The 18,551-nt window shown below is 67.8% G+C and carries 19 protein-coding genes; 6 read left to right on the top strand and 13 right to left on the bottom strand.

The features are described 5' to 3' along the window. Positions 1 to 320, top strand: a 320-nt coding sequence (locus LF41_RS12725) for an energy transducer TonB (protein ID WP_036170301.1), incomplete at its 5' end; no start/stop codon positions are given. A 69-nt stretch (positions 321 to 389) separates the two neighbouring features. Here the strand turns inward: LF41_RS12725 and LF41_RS12720 are convergent. The 4 genes from LF41_RS12720 to LF41_RS12705 form a co-directional block, all read right to left on the bottom strand. After that, positions 390 to 1,568: an ABC transporter permease gene (locus LF41_RS12720; RefSeq protein WP_036170299.1), complete on the bottom strand. Its 1,179-nt coding sequence runs from the start codon at positions 1,566 to 1,568 to the stop codon at positions 390 to 392. Then, positions 1,565 to 2,320: an ABC transporter ATP-binding protein gene (locus LF41_RS12715; RefSeq protein WP_036170297.1), complete on the bottom strand. Its 756-nt coding sequence runs from the start codon at positions 2,318 to 2,320 to the stop codon at positions 1,565 to 1,567. The genes LF41_RS12720 and LF41_RS12715 overlap by 4 nt, the downstream gene beginning before the upstream one ends. Then, positions 2,320 to 3,885 (bottom strand): alpha/beta fold hydrolase, encoded by a 1,566-nt coding sequence (locus LF41_RS12710; RefSeq protein WP_084073618.1) that lies wholly within the window; start codon positions 3,883 to 3,885, stop codon positions 2,320 to 2,322. The genes LF41_RS12715 and LF41_RS12710 overlap by 1 nt, the downstream gene beginning before the upstream one ends. 96 nt (positions 3,886 to 3,981) lie before the next feature. Then, on the bottom strand, positions 3,982 to 4,749 hold the full coding sequence (locus LF41_RS12705) for a ferredoxin--NADP reductase (RefSeq protein ID WP_272913795.1): 768 nt from the start codon (positions 4,747 to 4,749) through the stop codon (positions 3,982 to 3,984). A 105-nt stretch (positions 4,750 to 4,854) separates the two neighbouring features. Here LF41_RS12705 and LF41_RS12700 point away from each other — a divergent pair, with 105 nt between their 5' ends. Further along, complete coding sequence (locus tag LF41_RS12700) at positions 4,855 to 5,805, top strand: ABC transporter ATP-binding protein (protein ID WP_036170293.1); 951 nt, start codon at positions 4,855 to 4,857, stop codon at positions 5,803 to 5,805. Then, entirely contained in the window at positions 5,802 to 6,608 is an 807-nt protein-coding gene (locus LF41_RS12695) for an ABC transporter permease (protein ID WP_036170288.1), read from the top strand. Before LF41_RS12700 ends, LF41_RS12695 begins: the two co-directional genes overlap by 4 nt. On the opposite strand, the gene LF41_RS12690 is transcribed toward LF41_RS12695, so the two are convergent. Continuing rightward, positions 6,605 to 7,390 carry a TatD family hydrolase gene (locus LF41_RS12690; protein WP_036170286.1) on the bottom strand — a complete coding sequence of 262 codons (786 nt, stop codon included), beginning with the start codon at positions 7,388 to 7,390 and terminating at the stop codon, positions 6,605 to 6,607. The genes LF41_RS12695 and LF41_RS12690 overlap by 4 nt on opposite strands. A gap of 39 nt (positions 7,391 to 7,429) precedes the next feature. On the opposite strand from LF41_RS12690, the gene hrpB reads away from it, so the two are divergent. Both hrpB and LF41_RS12680 read left to right on the top strand, forming a co-directional pair. Beyond that, complete coding sequence (gene hrpB / locus LF41_RS12685) at positions 7,430 to 9,922, top strand: ATP-dependent helicase HrpB (RefSeq protein ID WP_036170283.1); 2,493 nt, start codon at positions 7,430 to 7,432, stop codon at positions 9,920 to 9,922. A gap of 84 nt (positions 9,923 to 10,006) precedes the next feature. Continuing rightward, positions 10,007 to 10,375 (top strand): hypothetical protein, encoded by a 369-nt coding sequence (locus tag LF41_RS12680; protein WP_036170281.1) that lies wholly within the window; start codon positions 10,007 to 10,009, stop codon positions 10,373 to 10,375. A gap of 4 nt (positions 10,376 to 10,379) precedes the next feature. Here the strand turns inward: LF41_RS12680 and LF41_RS12675 are convergent, their stop codons facing one another. The 4 genes from LF41_RS12675 to LF41_RS12660 all read right to left on the bottom strand — a co-directional run bounded on the left by LF41_RS12675 (position 10,380) and on the right by LF41_RS12660 (position 14,040). Further along, complete coding sequence (locus LF41_RS12675; RefSeq protein ID WP_036170280.1) at positions 10,380 to 11,495, bottom strand: hybrid sensor histidine kinase/response regulator; 1,116 nt, start codon at positions 11,493 to 11,495, stop codon at positions 10,380 to 10,382. A 121-nt stretch (positions 11,496 to 11,616) separates the two neighbouring features. Then, the gene (locus LF41_RS12670; protein ID WP_036170279.1) at positions 11,617 to 12,156 is read right to left on the bottom strand and encodes a pseudouridine synthase; all 540 of its coding nucleotides are present in this window, start codon (positions 12,154 to 12,156) and stop codon (positions 11,617 to 11,619) included. A 22-nt stretch (positions 12,157 to 12,178) separates the two neighbouring features. Continuing rightward, the gene (locus LF41_RS12665; protein ID WP_161786963.1) at positions 12,179 to 13,108 is read right to left on the bottom strand and encodes a class I SAM-dependent methyltransferase; all 930 of its coding nucleotides are present in this window, start codon (positions 13,106 to 13,108) and stop codon (positions 12,179 to 12,181) included. Positions 13,109 to 13,152: 44 nt separating this feature from the next. After that, positions 13,153 to 14,040 (bottom strand): LysR substrate-binding domain-containing protein, encoded by an 888-nt coding sequence (locus tag LF41_RS12660; protein WP_036170278.1) that lies wholly within the window; start codon positions 14,038 to 14,040, stop codon positions 13,153 to 13,155. Positions 14,041 to 14,146: 106 nt separating this feature from the next. Between LF41_RS12660 and LF41_RS12655 the strand changes: the two genes are divergently transcribed. Then, positions 14,147 to 14,383 (top strand): hypothetical protein, encoded by a 237-nt coding sequence (locus LF41_RS12655; protein ID WP_036170276.1) that lies wholly within the window; start codon positions 14,147 to 14,149, stop codon positions 14,381 to 14,383. Positions 14,384 to 14,386: 3 nt separating this feature from the next. On the opposite strand, the gene LF41_RS12650 is transcribed toward LF41_RS12655, so the two are convergent. The 4 genes from LF41_RS12650 to queF form a co-directional block, all read right to left on the bottom strand. Then, positions 14,387 to 16,615 carry an NADP-dependent isocitrate dehydrogenase gene (locus LF41_RS12650; RefSeq protein ID WP_036170270.1) on the bottom strand — a complete coding sequence of 743 codons (2,229 nt, stop codon included), beginning with the start codon at positions 16,613 to 16,615 and terminating at the stop codon, positions 14,387 to 14,389. A gap of 99 nt (positions 16,616 to 16,714) precedes the next feature. Further along, positions 16,715 to 17,215: a hypothetical protein gene (locus LF41_RS12645; protein WP_052116412.1), complete on the bottom strand. Its 501-nt coding sequence runs from the start codon at positions 17,213 to 17,215 to the stop codon at positions 16,715 to 16,717. Positions 17,216 to 17,255: 40 nt separating this feature from the next. Next, positions 17,256 to 17,588 carry a LysM peptidoglycan-binding domain-containing protein gene (locus LF41_RS12640; protein WP_052116411.1) on the bottom strand — a complete coding sequence of 111 codons (333 nt, stop codon included), beginning with the start codon at positions 17,586 to 17,588 and terminating at the stop codon, positions 17,256 to 17,258. An 81-nt stretch (positions 17,589 to 17,669) separates the two neighbouring features. Beyond that, positions 17,670 to 18,485, bottom strand: a complete 816-nt coding sequence (gene queF, locus LF41_RS12635; protein ID WP_036170268.1) for an NADPH-dependent 7-cyano-7-deazaguanine reductase QueF — start codon at positions 18,483 to 18,485, stop codon at positions 17,670 to 17,672. Positions 18,486 to 18,551 lie beyond the last annotated feature (66 nt).

Genomic DNA, 18,551 nt, shown 5'->3' with positions numbered 1-18,551 from the left:
GCGCCGCCGCCGCGCAGCCGGCCCAGTCCTCCGCGCAGACGGCGTCCGCGCCGGCCTCCGGTGGTGGTGGCCTGCGCGCGCTGTCCACGCCGGCCCCGCGTTACCCGGCGGAAGCCGCACGTCGCAACCAGAGCGGCGAAGTGCGCATGGAGATCACCGTCGGCACCGATGGTTCGGTCACTGCCGCGCGCGTCGTCGACGCCAACCCGCCGCGCGTGTTCGATCGCGAAGCGCTGGCCGCGGTGAAGCGCTGGAAGTTCGCGCCCATCGACGCACCGGTGACCACGACGCGCACGATCAACTTCCGTCCCGGCGGCTGATCGCGCTTCAACGTGGAAAGAAAAAGCCCGGCTTTCGCCGGGCTTTTTTTTGCGTTGCCGTTCGAAGTGTCAGGCCGAGATCGCCAGCCGCTCCTGCTTGTACCGCTGCGTCGCCGCGAACCACAACACCAGCGCCAAGCCGAATCCGGCGACCAGGTAGACCACCCACTGCATCGGCTCCATGGTCTCGCCACGCACGACCTTCATCAGCGCCTGGTTTTGCGCGAGGAAAGGCACCGCGAACATCCACAGCTGGTTCTTCACCGGGCTCACCATCAGCGCGATGGTCGGGATCATCGGCAACAGCATGAGCACGCTCATGTAGCTCTGCGCTTCCTTCACCGATTTGGCGCCCGCGGCGATGAACGTCAGCAGCGAGGTGCCCACGAACAACATCGGCACGAGGATCAGCAGCATCTTCGCGATCGCAGGCAGGCTGACGTCCATGTTGCGCCCGATGCCCGGCGAGAACGCGGCGCCGGTCTTGAGCGCGATGAGCGTCAACAGCAATGACGTGCCGCCGACCACGCACGCGGCGAGGATCTTGCCCGTCACCACGGCACCGCGATGCGCGGGCGTGGCGAGCAGGGGTTCGAGCGATTGCCGCTCGCGCTCGCCCGCGGTCGTGTCGATGATCAGGTACGCGCCGCCGATGAACGCGCTGAGGATCAGGATGTAGGGCAGGAACGCCATCACCATGCCGCGCCGCGCTTCGGGCGTCGACAGATCCTTGTGCGCGACCGCCAGCGGCGCTGCGACGCTCGGGTTCATGCCGCGCGCGAGCAAGCGCAACGCACCGACCTGCTGCCCGTACAACGTCAGCGCCGCCTCGATGCGGCGCACCGGGATCTCCGAATCCTGGCGCGTGCTGTCGTGCACCAGTTCGACCAATGCCGGGGCGCCGTCGTGCCAATCCTCCGAGAAGTCCTCGCCGAATCGCACGTACACATCCTCGGCCTGCGTGCGGATCGCCGTGTCGAGATCGCCCGCGAATGGCTTGCGATGGATGCCTTGTCCCGCGAGCCACTTCACCAGGTTCGGCGCATGCTCGACGCCGACCATCGGTACTTCGAGCGGCTTTTCGATCTGGCTCTTCGCGCGGGTTTCGGCGAGCGTGAGGATGCCGAGCATGATTGCCGGCGTGAGCAGCGGGCCGAGCACCAGCGCGAGCATCAGCGTGCGCTTGTCGCGCACGAACTCGAGCAGTTCCTTCAGGGCGATGGTGCGGATGGAATGCATCGATTTCATGCGTGCAGGCCCTCTTCGGTTCCGATCAGGCGCACGAAGGCGTCTTCGAGGTTCGGCTCGTTGGTTTGCGCACGCAATTCATCCGCGGTGCCCTGCGCGACGACGCGCCCGTGCGCGATCACCACGATGCGATCGCACAGCGCGGCGACCTCCTGCATGATGTGGCTGGAGAAGATCACGCATCGTCCTTCGCCGCGCAGCTGTTTTAGGAATTCGCGCAGGCCGCGCGTGGTCATGACATCGAGCCCGTTGGTGGGCTCGTCGAGGATGACGTTGCGCGGGTCGTGCACGAGGGCGCGCGCGATGGCGGTCTTGGTGCGCTGGCCCTGCGAAAAGCCTTCGGTCTGGCGGTCGAGGAAATCGTCCATCTGCAGCGCGCTCGACAACGCACGCGTGCGCGTGTCGATCGTCGCCGCATCCAGGCCGTGCAACTCTCCGAAGTAACGGATGTTCTCGCGCGCGGTCAGGCGCTTGTACACGCCGCGGGCGTCGGGCAGCACGCCGAGCGCACGGCGCGCGGCCTCGGCGTCGCTCGCGACGTCCGTGCCGTCCACCAGCACGCGGCCGCTTTCGGGGCGCATCAGCGTGTAGAGCATGCGCAGCGTCGTGGTCTTGCCGGCGCCGTTCGGCCCGAGCAGGCCGGTGATTTCGCCGTCGCGCGCTTCGAAGCCCACGTCGTCGACGGCCACGACCGGCGCCTTGTCCTTGCCCTTGCCGGGGAAGGTCTTGCGGAGATGTTCGGCGACGATCATTACGGCTCCCATCCGTTGAACGTGGTGAACGGCGGCGTGTACGCGAGGCTGTCGAGGCACTTGGCATCGAGCGCTTTCGCATCCGCCGTTTCGAGGAATTGCGCCCACAGCTTGGGCATGCAGCCGACCGCGATGACGTTGTGGCCCTGGCCGCGCAGCACGAACTCGCGGCCGTTTGGCAAGGTCTTCGCGACCTGCGCGGCGTAAGACGGGGGCGTCACCGGATCCAGTTCGCCCGACAACAACAACGCAGGCACCTTCGTCGCGAGCGGCGCGTGGAAATCCTTCGGCATGTCGCCATGCGGCCACACCGCGCACTGCGCCTGCATCAGATCGACGAGCGAGTTGCCCAGCAGCGAGGACGCCATCGATGCATCGGCCTTCAGGCCCGCCGCATCCTCGGTGCACACCACCGACAATTGCATGCCGTAGGCCATCATGTCGGACATCGAACCGCCGAGCATCTTCGACAGCGACATCAGGTTTTCGTAGCGGCCCTGGTCGGCTTCGTTCAACAGCAGCGGCAGGATCGACGCGGCGAGCGGCGCATACGCATACATGCGCGCAAGGCCGGCGACATGTCCCGGGCGCAGGCGTTCTTCCTTCATCTCGCCCGTCGCCGCGTCGCGATACTTCACCAACGGCGATTCCGCGCGCAGCTTCACCATCAGCGCATTGAGGCGCGCGCGCGGATCGCCGAGCGCCTGCGTGCAGCCCGGCGTCTTCGCGCACTGGCCGAACTGCAGGTCGAGCGCGGACTCGAGGTTGCGCGCGAAGTCGTTGCCCAGGTGGATCGCATTGGGCGCGACCGAATCGAGCACGATCGTGCGCGTGTGCTGCGGATACCGCATCGCGTACTGCTGCGCGACGCGCGTGCCGTAGCTCACGCCCATCAGGTTGACCTGCCGTGCGCCGATGGCTGCGCGCACCGCGTCGAGATCGCGGACCGCGTCGGTCGTGGTGTAGAAGCGCAGGTCGGCGGTGCGCGCGAGCTGGTCGCGGCACTTCACCGCCATCGCGCGCGCGGCTTCGGGCGACTCGTCGGCATCGACATCTGTTTCCACCGCGGCGGTCGTCTTCCCGTCCGCGTCGTCGTCCTTGCATTGCAAGGGATTCGATTTGCCGGTGCCGCGCTGGTCGACCATGACGATGTCGCGGTTCTTCGACACGTCGCGGAAGGCCGGGATCATCGCGGGGAAACTTTCGGTCGCCGACTGGCCCGGGCCACCGGCGATCAGGAACACCGGATCGGGATCGTGGTTGCCCGATTCACCTGCGGGAATCCACGCGATGTTGAGCGCGATGCGGCGGCCGTTCGGAAGCGCGGGATTCTCCGCGACCGACAACGTGCCGCATTGCGCTTCCAGGCTCTGCGCGCCCATCGGCGGCGAGAGCGTGCATGGCTTGAAGGCGATCGACCCGAGCTTGCGTTCGGGCGCCGGTTGCGCGGCGATGGGCTTCGGCGGGCCCTTGGGCGCGTCGGGCTTGCGCTGTTGCAGCGCGCGCCAACCGAAGAGGGCGGCCACAACGGCCACCACGAGGACGGTACGGGTCTTGCGGGACATCGGCGCGTGTTCCCCTTCTCGATGGACATCCATGGTGACAGGACGCCGCGCGGGGCGGAACGTGACCGACGGGGGAAACGCCCCGCGAGGGGGACGTTACTTGCTGCTGACGTACTTCTCGCGGCGGATCTGCGGCACGGGCAGGCCCGCGGCCTTCAGCGACTCGAAGCAGGCATCGACCATGTTCGGGTTGCCGCACAGATAGGCGATGTCGCCCGCGGCGTCCGGCGTGAATTCCTCGAGGAACTGCTGCACGTAGCCGTGGCGCACGTCCGCGTGCGCCTGCGCCGAATCGGCGGCCGGCAATTCACGCGAGAAACACGGCACGAAGCGGAAGTGCTCCGGATGCTTGTCCGCGAATGCGCGGAACTCGTCGCCGTACAGCAGTTCGACGGGCGTGCGCGCGCCGAACAGCAACACCACGCGGATGCCGCGTTGCGCGATGAGTTGTTCCAGTTGCGGCAACATCGCGCGATACGGCGTGACGCCCGTGCCCGTGCCGATCAGCAGGTAACGCTGGTTGGCGTCGGCGGGCATCAGGCAGAAGCGGCCATAAGGGCCGCTGGCGTCGATGGTGCCGCCGATGTCCAGGCCTTCGAACAGCGCCGTCGCCGCGCCGCCCGACACGTAACTCACCGCGATTTCGACCGCTTCGCCGGGGGCCATCGCATGGTCGTGGATGGTGGCCAGCGAATAGCTGCGCTTGGTCGCCGTGCCGTCCGCGTAATGGAAGTGCACCTGCACGAACTGGCCCGGGATGAAATCCAGGGGCGCCCCGTCGGCGCGCTCGAACGACAGATGCGCGACGGTCGGCGCCAGCATGCGGCGCGCGGTGAGCTTCAGCGGGAAGTGGACGATGGCCAAGGCAATGGGATTCTGTGTGCAACGTGCGTGCCGCGGGCGCGGCACGGGGCCGCCTATACTACCGGCTTCGCCGCGACGCCTGCGGCCCGGCCCGCGGCCTACACGATGTCCCCCGATTCGCAGTCCCCCCCGCTCGCGCCCGCGCTCAGCGTCCGCGACCTCCGCAAGACCTACGACAACGGCGTGCAGGCGCTCAAGGGCGTGTCGCTCGACGTGCGCCCCGGCGACTTCTTCGCCCTGCTCGGCCCCAACGGCGCGGGCAAGTCGACGCTGATCGGCGTCATCAGCTCACTTGTGAACAAGAGCGCCGGCGACGTCGAGGTCTTCGGCGTCGACATCGCGCGCCACCGCAGCGAGGCGATGCGCCTGGTCGGCCTGGTGCCGCAGGAAATCAACTTCAACCTCTTCGAAAAGCCCTTCGACATCCTCTGCAACTACGCCGGCTTCTACGGGATCCCGCGCGAGGAGGCGATGGTGCGTGCCGAAGCCGAGCTCAAGCGCGCGCAGCTGTGGGAGAAGGCGCACGTGATGTCGCGCACGCTGTCGGGCGGCATGAAGCGCCGCCTGATGATCTCGCGCGCGATGATGGTGCGGCCGCGCCTGCTGATCCTCGACGAGCCCACCGCGGGCGTCGACATCGAGATCCGCCGTGGCATGTGGAAGACGCTGCGGGAGATCAACGCCTCGGGCACGACGATCATCCTCACCACGCATTACCTGGAAGAAGCCGAAAGCCTCTGCCGCCACCTGGCGATCATCGACAAGGGCACCATCGTCGAGCAGGGCCCGATGAAGGCGCTGCTCGCCAAGCTCGACGTCGAAGGCTTCCTGTTCGACATCGACGGCGACGTGCCGACGGTGTTGCCGGAGATCGCCGGCACGACGCTCGAGCGCGTCGACGACCACACCATCGACCTGGAAATGCCGCGCGCGATGGACCTCAACCGCGTGTTCGCCGCGCTGGAAGGCGCGAACATCCGCGTGCGCTCGATGCGCACCAAGTCCAACCGCCTCGAAGAACTGTTCGTGCGACTGACGTCGAAGGAAGGCCAGTGAACACGACCGTCGCCACGCAACCCATCGTGTCCAACGCGCGCCGCAACTGGACCGCGCTGACCACCATCGTGCGCCGCGAAGTCACGCGGATCATGCGCATCTGGGCGCAGACGCTGGTGCCGCCGGCGATCACGATGACGCTGTACTTCCTGATCTTCGGCGGGCTCATCGGCTCGCGCGTGGGCCCGATGGACGGCATGAAGTACATGGACTTCATCGTGCCCGGCCTGATCATGATGAGCGTGATCCAGAACAGCTACGGGAACATCTCCTCGTCGTTCTTCGGCGCGAAGTTCGGCCGACACGTGGAAGAGCTGCTCGTCAGCCCGATGCCCGGTTACGTCATCCTCGGCGGCTACGTCGCCGGCGCGGTGCTGCGCGGACTGATGGTGGGCGTGATCGTGCTCGGCATCTCGATGTTCTTCACGCCCGTGCGCATGCACCACCCGCTGGTGACGCTCACCACCGTGCTGCTGGGCGCGACGATCTTCTCGCTCGCCGGGTTCGTCAACGCCGTGTACGCGAAGAAGTTCGACGACATCGCCATCGTGCCGACCTTCATCCTCACTCCGCTCACGTACCTCGGCGGCGTGTTCTATTCGGTATCGCTGTTGCCGGGTTGGGCCGAGGCCGCCACGCACCTCAACCCGATCTTCTACATGGTCAATGCGTTCCGCTACGGTCTGCTCGGCGTGAGCGACGTGCCCTTGTGGATCGCCTACGGGCTGATGCTCGGCTTCGTCGCCGTGCTCACCGCGATCGGGCTGTACCTGCTCAAGCGCGGCGTCGGGCTGCGCACTTAAGGCAGGCGGAAGAACGCGTTCGCCGTCGCCGTCGTGGCGGCGGCGACGACCTGCACCGGCTCGGTCCGGTCGCGTGCGAGTTCCTCGACGATGTGCGCCAGGTACATCGGCTCGTTGCGCCGGTGCGAGGGCTGCGGCTTCACCGTGCGTGGCAGCAGGTACGGCGCGTCGGTTTCGATCATCAGCCGGTTGGCGGGAATGTGCTTCACCAGCTCGCGCAGGTGCAGGCCGCGGCGCTCGTCGCACAACCAGCCGGTGATCCCGACGTGCCAATCCTGGTCGAGGTAGTCGAACAACTCCTCGCGAGTGCCCGTGAAGCAATGCACCACCGACGGGCCGATCTTCCCGTCGAACTGCTTCATGATCGCCATGAAATCCGCGTGCGCGTCGCGCTGGTGCAGGAACAACGGCTTGCCGGTGTCGGCGGCGATCTGCAGCTGCATCTCGAACGCACGTCGCTGCGCGGGGCGCGGCGAAAAATCGCGGAAGTAATCCAGGCCGCATTCGCCCACCGCGACCACTTCGGGCAATGCCTGCAACGCACGCATTTCCGCGTCGCATTCGGCGGTGTATTCGGTCGCATGGTGCGGATGCACGCCCGCGGTGGCGAACAGTTCGCCTGGATGCGCACGTGCGAGTTCGGCGGCCATGGGGGAATGCGCGCGGCTCGCGCCGGTGACGATCATGCGCGACACGCCCGCCGCGCGCGCGCGTTGCAGCACGGCGTCGCGGTCGTGGTCGAAGCTGTCGTGGGTGAGGTTGGCGCCGATGTCGATGAGCATGGGCGCCAGTTTACCGGGCCGGCGCCGTAGACTTCGCGCGTGCGCGCCCCCGACTTTCCCATCGCCCCGCTGTTGCCCGAATTGCGTGCGCGCCTCGCCGCGCATCCGAGGCTCGTGCTCGAAGCGCCGCCCGGCGCCGGCAAGACGACGCAGGTCCCGCTCGCGCTGCTCGACGCGCCGTGGCTGGCGGGCCGCAAGATCGTGATGCTCGAACCGCGCCGCGTCGCCGCGCGTGCGGCCGCGACGTTCATGGCCAGGCAGCTGGGCGAAGCGCCCGGTGACACCGTCGGCTATCGCATCCGGTTCGAATCGAAGATCTCCGCGCGCACGCGCGTGGAAGTGGTCACCGAAGGGATCCTCACGCGCATGTTGCAGGACGACCCGATGCTCGAGGGCGTCGGCGCGTTGCTGTTCGACGAATTCCACGAGCGGCACCTGGCCGGCGATCTCGGCCTTGCGCTTGCGCTCGACGTGCAAGCCGGATTGCGGGAAGACCTGCGCATCGTCGTGATGTCGGCGACGCTCGACGGCGAACGCCTCGCGCGCTTCCTCGACGCGCCGCGCCTCAGCAGCGCAGGCCGCGCCTATCCCGTGGACATCGCGCATTTCCCGGCGCGCCGCGATGAAGCGCTCGTGCCGCAAGCGCGTCGCGCGATCGAACACGCCGTCGCGCAACACCCCGGCGACCTGCTCGTCTTCCTGCCCGGCCAGCGCGAGATCGGGCAGGTGCAGGCCGCACTCGATGCCAGCGATGCGGTGCAAGGCATCGACGTGCTCGCCCTGCACGGCGAATTGCCCGTCGAACAGCAATCGCGCGTGCTCGCACCCGGGGAACGGCGCCGCATCGTGCTCGCCACCAACGTCGCCGAATCGAGCGTGACGTTGCCGGGTGTGCGCGTCGTCATCGACAGCGGCCTGGCGCGCGAACCGCGGTACGACCCGAACTCCGGTTTCTCGCGGCTCGACATCGTATCGATCGCGCAAGCCTCCGCCGACCAGCGCGCCGGCCGCGCGGGCCGCGTCGCGGAGGGGTGGACGTATCGGTTGTGGCCGCAATCGCAACGGCTGGAACCGCAACGCCGTCCCGAGATCGCCCAGGTCGAGCTCGCATCGCTCGCGCTCGAACTCGCCGCGTGGGGCAGCGACGCGCTCGCATTCGTCGACGCACCGCCCGCAGGTGCAATGAGCGCCGCGCGCGACCTGCTGCGCCGTCTCGGCGCGCTGGACGGCGATGCGATCACGCCCCTCGGCCGCCGCATGCTCGCGCTCGGAACGCACCCGCGCCTGGCCGCAATGTTGCTCGCGCCGACGCGCGGCGAAGACCGGGCGCTCGCCTGCGATCTTGCGGCGCTCGTGGAGGCGCGCGATCCGTTGCGCTCGCGCAGCGACGCGCTCGCCGAGCGTTGGCGCGCACTCGCCGCATTCCGCGCGGGCCACGATCCGGGCGGCAGCCGTGCGGCCTTCGCCGCGCTCGACGCCGCGGCGAAACAATGGCGGCGCCGATTGAAGGGCGACGCGCAACCGCCGCGTTCCATCGACGCCCACCGCATCGGCGACCTGCTCGCGCACGCCTTCCCCGATCGCATCGCGCATCAACACCCGACGCAGCCGCGCCGCTACCAACTCGCCAATGGCCGCATGGCCACGCTGTTCGACGACAGCGCGTTGTTCGGGGAGCCGTGGCTCGTCGCGAGCGAGCTGCGCTTCGAAGCGAAGGACGCGCTGCTGCTGCGCGGCGCACCCGTCGATGCAGCCGCGCTCGCCCGCGATTTCCCCAAACGCTTCGTCGAAGAAGACACCGTGCGATGGGATGCCGCGCGCCGGGCGCTCGTCGCGCAGCGCGAGCGGCGCTTCGACAACATCGTGCTCGAATCGAAACCCGCGGGGCGCGTCGATCCCGCGCACGCCGCGCGCGCACTCACCGACGCCGTGCACGATCTCGGCCTCGATGCGTTGCCGTGGAGCGAAACGTTGCAACAGTGGCGCGCACGTGTCCGCGCGTTGCGCGAGTGGGCGCCCGAGGAAGGCTTCCCTGACCTGTCCGACGCCGCGTTGCTCGACACGCTCGACGCTTGGCTGCGGCCCGCATTCGAAGGCAAGACGCGTCTGGATGCACTCGATGCCGCCGAACTGTCGAATGCGTTGCACGACACCGTCGACTGGAACCTGCGCCGCCGCATCGATGCACTTGCACCCACCCGCATCACCGTTCCGTCGGGCATGGAGCGCCGCATCGAGTACGCGGTGGACGACCACGACGGCGTGCGCCCGCCGGTGCTCGCAGTGAAGTTGCAGGAGCTGTTCGGACTTGCGGATACGCCGCGCATCGTCGATGGCCGAGTACCGCTCACCTTGCACCTGCTTTCGCCGGGCGGGCGGCCGCTGCAGGTCACGCAAGACCTCAAGGGCTTCTGGGAACGCACCTACCCCGAGGTCCGCAAGGAGATGAAAGGCCGCTATCCGCGGCATCCCTGGCCTGATGATCCGTGGTCGGCCACCGCGACGCATCGCGCCAAACCGCGCGGCACCTGAACACGTGCGCCGTTTATCACGCACGCTCAACGCCAGCGGCCGGAGACTGCCGAGCCAACGATCCGTCACACGGGAGCCCGCACGATGAACACCAATCTCACCGCCCTGCCCGAACGCGCGATGGACCTCGCCGGCAAGGTCGGCGGCGGCGTCATGGACCTCGTGCCGAAGGCCGGCCAATGGCTGGATGCCGGCGTCAAGATCGGCGCGGTGAAGACCGGCGGCAAGGTCGCGATGAAGTTCGTGCGTCGCTACCCGGTGGTCGCCGTCGCGACCGTCGTTGGCGCGGGTGCGCTGTGGTATCTCGCGCGCCGCAAGGCGAAGCAGGCGCAGAACGGCGACGGACGCGATGCGATCGAAGGCAGCGCGCGCCGCGTGCCGGCCAAGCGCGCATCGGGCGCCAAGCGCACCGCGCGCAAGAGCACGCGCAGCACGCAGACCGCTTCGGAATAAAGGCTTAGTCGAGGGTGTGCGCGGCGGGCAGTTCGATCACGAACACCGCCCCGCCACCGTCGCGATCTTCGTACCAGAGGTCGCCGCCGGCGCCGACGATGATCTGCCGCGCGAGCGACAAGCCCAGGCCGCTGGACAAACCGTCCTCGCGGCCGCTCAGGCGCATGAAGGGCTTGAACAAATCGCGGCGTTTCTCCGTCGGCACGCCGCCGCCGCGGTCGAGCACGCGCAATTGCCAGAAGCCGCTGTTCGACGAACGCGTGATTTCCAGCGTGAGCTCGTTGCCATCGGCCGCGTACTTCATCGCGTTGGTGATGAGGTTTTCCGCGACCTGCCGCAATACGCGGCGATCGATGGCCACCGTGCCGCACGGATCGGGCACGACCATCTGCAGATGCATGCCACGGCTTTCCAGCTGCAACTCGTAACGCTGCGCCAGCCACTCGACGGTGTCGTGCAACGCGGCCGGGTGCGTGTGCGCTTCGCCGCCCTGCGCGGCCGCGATGCGTTCCTGGCCTTCCAGGTAACGGCGGATGTAACCGATCGCGTCGTGCGCGCTCTCGTGGATCATCTGCAGGTAGCGCGGAATGCGCTCGGGGCGGCAGCCGTCCTGCATGAGGATGTCGCTGGCGAACAACACGCTGCTCAGCGGATTCTTGAGATCGTGCGCGACGAGGTTCACCAGTTCCTGCCGTTCGCGCGCGACACGTTCGAGGCGGTCGCGCGCCTGCTTCAGCGCGACGTGTGCGCTCACGCGGGCGAGCAGCTCTTCGGGAATGAAGGGCTTGGTGACGTAATCGACCGCGCCGCTGTCGAAGGCGCGCAGCAGCAGCTCGCGATCCTGGGCGGCGGTGAGGAAGATCACCGGCATGTCCTGGAGCGAGGGGTGGTGCCGCATCTGTGCGAGCAACTGGAACCCGTCCATGCCCGGCATGAGCATGTCGAGCAGCAACAGGTCGGGCGTGGCGGCGAGCGCGTGTTCGAGCGCCTCGGCGCCGGTGCCGGCGGGCACGACGTCGTAGCCGTTGCGCGAAAGCAATGTGCTGACGACGCGCAGGTTGGCCGGCTGGTCGTCGACGACCAGGATGCGGCCCGAGGCGTTGGACGTCGTTTCTGGCATGCGTGTCTCTCTGCCAGGTCGCGCGTGCGAGATCCGTCTCGTTGCGAAACCTGAACGGGAGGGGAAAGTTAACAGAAAGTGTGTGCGCCCGCTCCCGGAAACGCAAAACGGGATGAACAGTTCATTCCTTCACGATGTTCCAGCACCCCGGCGCGAGCCCTTCGACTCGATGCGTTCCGATCCCCGCCCTGATCAGACGCAACGTGGGAAGGCCCACCGCCGCGGTCATCCGGCGCACCTGCCGGTTGCGGCCTTCGGTGATGGCCAGTTCGATCCAGGCATCGGGCACCGTCTTGCGGAACCGCACCGGCGGATCGCGCGGCCATGCCGGCGGCGGCGTGATCGCGCGCGCCTGCGCGGGCAGCGTCATGCCGTCGTTCAACAGCACGCCATCGCGCAGGCGTTCCAGCGCGGCATCCGTCACCACGCCCTCCACCTGCACCCAGTAGGTCTTCGGTTGCTTGTGCCGCGGGTCGCTGAGGCGATGCGCGAGCGGGCCGTCGTCGGTCAGCAACAACAGCCCTTCGGAATCGGCGTCGAGCCGGCCCGCCGCGTACACGCCGGGCGGCAGGCCGAAGGACGCGAGCGTCGGCCGCGGCGGAACACTGCGATCGGTGAATTGCGACAAGACCCCGAAGGGTTTGTTCAACGCGATCAGCATCGCTCCGCGCGGCTCGCGTCCGTCAACCCGCGGGTTTCTTGAAGCGCAGCGTCATGCGATCGCTTTCGCCGATCGCCTGGTACTTCGCATCGTCCGCTTTCTCGTGCTGGTTGCTCGGCGGCAACGTCCACACACCGTTCGGATGGTCGGTGGTGTCCTTCGGGTTGGCGTTGACCTCGCTTTCCCCATCGAGCACGAAGCCCGCGTCGGCCGCGTATTTCTTCACCAGTTCTTCGGTGAGATAGCCGCTCTTGATCTGTGCCTGCAGGTCGGTGCCCGGCTTGGCGCGATGGTCGACGAATCCGAGCGTGCCGCCCGGCTTGAGCACGGCGAAGAAGGCGTGGAAGTAATCTTCCGCGTTGCCATCCTCCACCCAGTTGTGCGCGTTGCGGAACGTCAGCACCACGTCGGCCGAGTTCGGCGCGCCGAAATCCGGCTTCTTCGCATCGAAGATGCGCACTTCGGCCTTGTCGTAATGCGCGGCGTCGGCGGCGATCTTCGCGCGCAACTGCTTGTTGAGGTCGTAGCGATAGCCGGGCTGGCCGGTGATCTTGTCGTCCCACACCGCGGCGACGTAATGGCCGTTCTCGCGCAGGTAGGGCGCGAGGATTTCGGTGTACCAACCGCCGCCCGGCGTGATTTCGACGACGGTCTGGTCGGGCTTGAGCAGGAAGAAGGACAGCGTTTCCTTCGGATGGCGGTATTGGTCGCGCGCCACCCACTTCGGCGTGCGCCAGCTGCCTGCGAGGACCTCGTCGAGCGCCGCGCCCGTCGCGTTGCTCACCATCGACGACGATGCACTGGCCGATGCCGCGCCATCTTCGGCCGATGCGCTCGCGGCGGCGGAGGCGTTCGCCATTTCCGCGGTGTCCTGCGTCGACGTCGCGCAACCCGCGACCAGGGACAACACCAGGCAGGCGACCAGGGGGCGAACGGCGAGCTTGCGATCCATCGTGGCGACTCCGTCGGAGGGGCCGTCAGGTTACGCCGACGCCCTCACGTTTGCGCGGCGGTGTACTGCGCGGCCTCGTCCAGCACCCAGTCGCGGAAATGCGCGAGGCCCCCGTGCGAGCGCGAGCGCGGCGGGAAGACGAGGTAATGACTGAAGTCCGCCTTGAGCCGCTGGTCGAACAACTGCGCCAGACGGTTGGCATCGATCAGCGGCCAGGCCAGCGTCAGCCGGCCCAGTACGATGCCCATGCCCTCCACCGCCGCGCGATGCAGGGTTTCGGAGTCGTCGAAGTTGGCCACGTAGCGCTTGGGGGGCTGCCCGCCGAAGCGCTTGAACCACTCCGTCCAGCGGCCCCCCGGCGCACCGAGCAAAGGAAAGTCGCCGAGCGTTTCCAACGTCGGGCGGCCGAGGCGTTCGATCAGCGCGGGGCTGGCCATGGGCGTGAGCCAATCGTCGAACAGATGCACCGCTTCGAGTCCGGGCCAATGGCCCGGCCCGTAGCGCAGGCCCGCGTCGAGGTCGGTGTCGCGCTCGAAATCCACGACCGCGATCGTCGAGCGCAGATGGATCTCCAGCTGCGGATGCGCAGCCACGAAACGCGGCAGGCGCGGCACGAGCCAACTCGTCGCGAACGACGGCATCAGCGTCAGCGTCAGCACTTCGTCGCGCCGCATGCCGAAGGGGCGCATCGCGTGTTCGATCGCATCGAGGTGTTCGGCCACGCGTTCGAACAAGCGCTGCCCGTCGCCGGTGAGCGACACGCCGCGCGGATTGCGCACGAACAGCTGCTGCCCGAGGCGCTCCTCCAGCCCGCGGATCTGGTGGCTGAGCGCGCTGATCGTCAGGTGCATCGACTCGGCCGCGCGCGAGAGATTGCCCAGCCGGGCGGTGGCGACGAAGCCTTGCAGGGCGTGCAGCGGCGGCTTGCTCACGGCGGCTCCGACTTGAATGAAATTGAAGGCAAGCTCTCGGAACTTGCGATTTTCAAGGCGCAAGCATGCGCCTATCTTTCATTCCACTCAATCACGGAGCCCGGCCATGCGTATCGAAACCGCCCGCCTGTACAAGGATCTGCTGTCGCTGCAGGGCCATCTGGTGGATGGCCGCATCGAAGACGAAATCACCGGGACGACGCCTGCCCCGCGCCGGGCCGACGAGAAGAACCATCGCTGGTTCGACTCGTTCCTCCTGCTCGGTGGCCACGACCCGATCGACCCGCACCAGGCGAACGATGCAATCGTTTCGCCGGAGCGGATCGGGATCTCGCACTGCTGAGCCTTACCCCAACTGCGCCAGCGCGGCGTTCAACGTCGCGCTCGGCCGCATCGCCCTGGCGAGCTTGTCCATGTCGGGGTGGTAGTACCCACCGATGTCGACCGCGCTGCCCTGCACGGCGTCGAGTTCTTCGACGATCCTGGCCTCGTTGTCGGTCAGCGCCCTCGCCACCGGCGCGAACTGGGCCTTCAACGCCGCGTCGACGTCCTGCGCCGCGAGCGCCTGCGCCCAGTACATCGCCAGGTAGAAATGGCTGCCGCGGTTGTCGAGCGTGTGCAGCTTGCGGCCCGGCGACTTGTTCTCGTCGAGGAACTTCGCGTTCGCCGCATCCAGCGCGTCGGCCAGCACCTGCGCGCGCGCGTTGCCATGGCGCTCGGCGAGATGTTCTAGCGATGCGGCCAGCGCGAGGAATTCCCCGAGCGAATCCCAGCGCAGGTAGTTCTCCGCGACGAACTGCTGCACGTGCTTCGGCGCCGAACCGCCCGCGCCGGTTTCGAACAAGCCACCGCCCGCCATCAGCGGGACGACGGACAACATCTTCGCGGACGTGCCGAGTTCCATGATCGGGAACAGGTCGGTCAGGTAATCGCGCAACACGTTGCCGGTGACGGAAATCGTGTCCTCGCCGCGGCGGATGCGCGCGAGCGAATGGCCCATCGCGTCGACCGGCGCGAGCACCCGGATGTCCAGGCCGCTCGTGTCGTGGTCCTTCAGGTAGGCCTCGACCTTCTTCAGCACCTGCGCGTCATGCGCGCGATCCGCGTCGAGCCAGAACACCGCCGGCGTGTGCGACAGGCGCGCACGCGACACCGCGAGCTTCACCCAGTCGCGGATCGGCGCGTCCTTGGTCTGGCACATGCGCCAGATGTCGCCGGCTTCGACGGCGTGTTCCAGCACGACGTTGCCGTCGGCATCGCTCACCCGCACGACGCCGTCGTGTTCGAGGTGGAAGGTCTTGTCGTGCGAACCGTATTCCTCGGCCTTCTGCGCCATCAGGCCGACGTTGGGCACGCTGCCCATCGTGGCCGGATCGAACGCACCGTTGGCCTTGCAGTCGTCGATCACCACCTGGTAGATGCCCGCGTAGCAGCGGTCGGGAATGACGGCCTTCGCGTCCTGCAGTTCGCCCTTCGCGTTCCACATGCCGCCCGAGTCGCGGATCATCGCGGGCATCGACGCGTCGACGATCACGTCGCTCGGCACGTGCAGGTTGGTGATGCCCTTGTCCGAATTCACCATCGCGACGCCCGGACGCAGCGCATATTCGGCGGCGATGTCGGCTTCGATCGTCGCGCGCAGGTCTTCAGGGAGCGAAGGCAGGCGCGCGTACAGATCGCCGATGCCGTTGTTCGGGTCGAAGCCCGCCGACACCAGCGCGTCCTCGTGGCGCGCGAGCACGTCGCGGTAGAAGCGTTCGACCACGACGCCGAACATGATCGGGTCGGAGACCTTCATCATCGTGGCCTTCAGGTGCAGCGAGAACAGCACGCCTTGCGCCTTGGCGTCCTCGATCTGCGCATCGACGAAGCGCGAGAGCGACTTGACGTTCATCACCGCGGCATCGACGATCTCGCCGGCCTGCACCTTCACCGACGGCTTGAGCACGCGCGCGGCGCCATCACTGCCGATGAATTCGATCTTCAGCGTGCCGGCCTGCGCGAGCGTGGCCGACTTCTCGCTGCCGTAGAAGTCGCCGCCGTCCATGTGCGCGACGTGCGACTTCGACGCCTTCGACCACGCACCCATGCGGTGCGGATGCTTGCGTGCGTACTGTTTCACCGACAACGGCGCGCGGCGATCCGAATTGCCTTCGCGCAACACCGGATTCACGGCGCTGCCCTTGGCGCGGTCGTAGCGCGCCTTGATGTCGGCTTCGCGATCGTCCTTCGGTTCGTCCGGATACGCCGGCAGCTTGTAGCCCTGCGCCTGCAATTCCTTGATGGCGGCCTTCAGCTGCGGCACCGACGCGCTGATGTTGGGCAGCTTGATGATGTTCGCTTCCGGCGTGGTCGCGAGCTGGCCGAGTTCGGAGAGGTCGTCGGCGACCTGGTGCGCGGCGTCGAGCATGTCGTTGAACTGGGAGACGATGCGCGCGGCGAGCGAGATGTCGCGCGTCTCGACCGCGATGCCCGCCGGCCTGGTGAACGCTGCGACGATCGGCAGGAACGACTGCGTCGCCAAGAACGGCGCTTCGTCGGTGAGGGTGTAGAGGATCTTCGGCGAAGTCGACATGCGCGCGCTGCTTCCAGTCTGGGAGGGCGCGCGGGACCTGCGCGCCGGAGTCCGCCATTTTCGCGGTTCCGGCGCGCGGGGGCAAAGGCCTGCGGCCGCTTACTTCACCTCGAAGTCGCGCGACTGCACGACGCTGCCGTTCAAGCTGACCTCGACCTTGTACTTCCCGGTCGGCCACGGGTTGCTGTTGGTGATCTCGAAGTCCCAGGTCTGGTCGCCCTGGAGCTGCACGTCGCGGCTTTCCTCGTTGACCGTCTGGTTGCTGTCGACGTGCGTCCACTTCGCGGCGATCTTCGCGGTCGAGGCCGCGGCATCGCCGGCGCGGGTGCCGACCGCGGCGATGATCTTGTCCTTCGTCGTGAAGGTGCTGGTGGGGGCGGCGATCTTCATGTCGGGCCCGGCGGCATTGCCGAGTTCGACGGAGGTCACCGACGCCGACGCCGTGCTCGGCGCGGGGGCTGAGATCGGCGGCAGCGTGGTGGCGGCCGGCGGCGTGGTGGTGGTCGCCGGCATCTCCGCTTCCTTCTTCTTGCAGCCGGCGACGGCGAGCGTGGCGATCAGGGCGGTGGCGAGGGACAACGCGACGCGATTGCGGTTCATGGGGTTCGGACTCCTGGAAAGGGGGATCGTTTCGGCGGCGTCACTTCGGGGAATCGGAAACGCCGTCGCCGTCGAGATCGATCGCGGGGATCGTCAGCACCTGGCCGGGCTGGATGCGGTCGGGGTCGTCGAGCTGGTCGCGGTTGGCGTCGAAGATCGCGTGCCATTTGCTCGCACGCCCATAGAAGTGCTTGGCGATGTGCGACAGCGTGTCGCCTTTCTCCACCGTGTACTGGGTGCCTTCGGCGGGCAGGCCTTCGCCGCGCACGGTGCCCTGCACGCCGGAGAAGTCCGGCTTTTCGGGCACGACGCCTTCGTTGCCGCGCACGGTGCCCTGCACGCCGCCGAAGTCGGGCTTCTTTTCGTTGCTCATGGACGGTGCTCCCCCCGGCGTCGGGGGCGGCCGGGGACCGGCGGAGCTAACCACGGCCGCCGTTAAAGCGGCCTCACGGATTCATTGGCGCAGCGCGCGCACCGCCAGCGGAGGCGCCGAACCGGGCGTCGCGCGCCACGGGTTGATGTCCAGTCCGCCGCGCCGCGTATACAGCGCCTCGACCGACAACTGTTCCGGCGCGCAGCGCGCGACGAGGTCGGTATGGATGCGTTCGACGCACTGTTCGTGGAACTCGGCATGGTCGCGGAAGCTGACGAGATAGCGCAGCAACCCGGCCGCATCGATGCGCGGCCCGCGATATTCGATGCGCACTTCCGCCCAGTCGGGCTGGCCCGTCACCGGGCAATTGGACTTCAGCAGCGCGGAGCGCACGCGCGCTTCGACGATGTCGCCCGCATCGCACGCCAGGTGGCCGGCATTCGGAGGGCCGTAATCGTCGATGTCGATGGCGAGCGCATCGAGGTCGACCACGTCGTCTTCGTCCCCGATCATCGGCGGCAAGCCGAAGTGCACGTCGACCGGCGCACCCGCGCTACGCGCGAGATCCGATGCGATGCGCGCACGCACGTCGTCGGCGCTGTCGAAACGCGAGGAGTTGAACGAGTTCAGGTACAGCTTCAGCGATTTCGATTCGACCAGGTGCGGCGAATCGGCCGGCACGGTGAAGGTCGCCGTGGCGACCATCGGCTTGCCCCGTCCGTCGAGCCAGGACAGCTCGTACGCGTGCCAGCGGTCGTGGCCCACGAAGGGCAGCGTGTCGCCGGCGATGGACAACGCGCTGCGGCCCACCGCGCGCGGGATGGGGAACAACAGGCCGGGGTCGTAGTGGCGCGGGTAGTCGACCGCCCGGCCGAGCGGCAATTCGCTGGAAGTCATGCCGCCATTCTACGGAAGGGGCTCGCGCTGGGCCGCGCACCTGTGCGACGCTCGGCCGTCACCCGG

Source organism: Lysobacter dokdonensis DS-58 (assembly GCF_000770795.1).
Taxonomy (GTDB): domain Bacteria; phylum Pseudomonadota; class Gammaproteobacteria; order Xanthomonadales; family Xanthomonadaceae; genus Noviluteimonas; species Noviluteimonas dokdonensis.
Note: the sequence above shows the minus strand (reverse complement) of the source record. Positions and strands in the feature narration are given on the sequence as shown.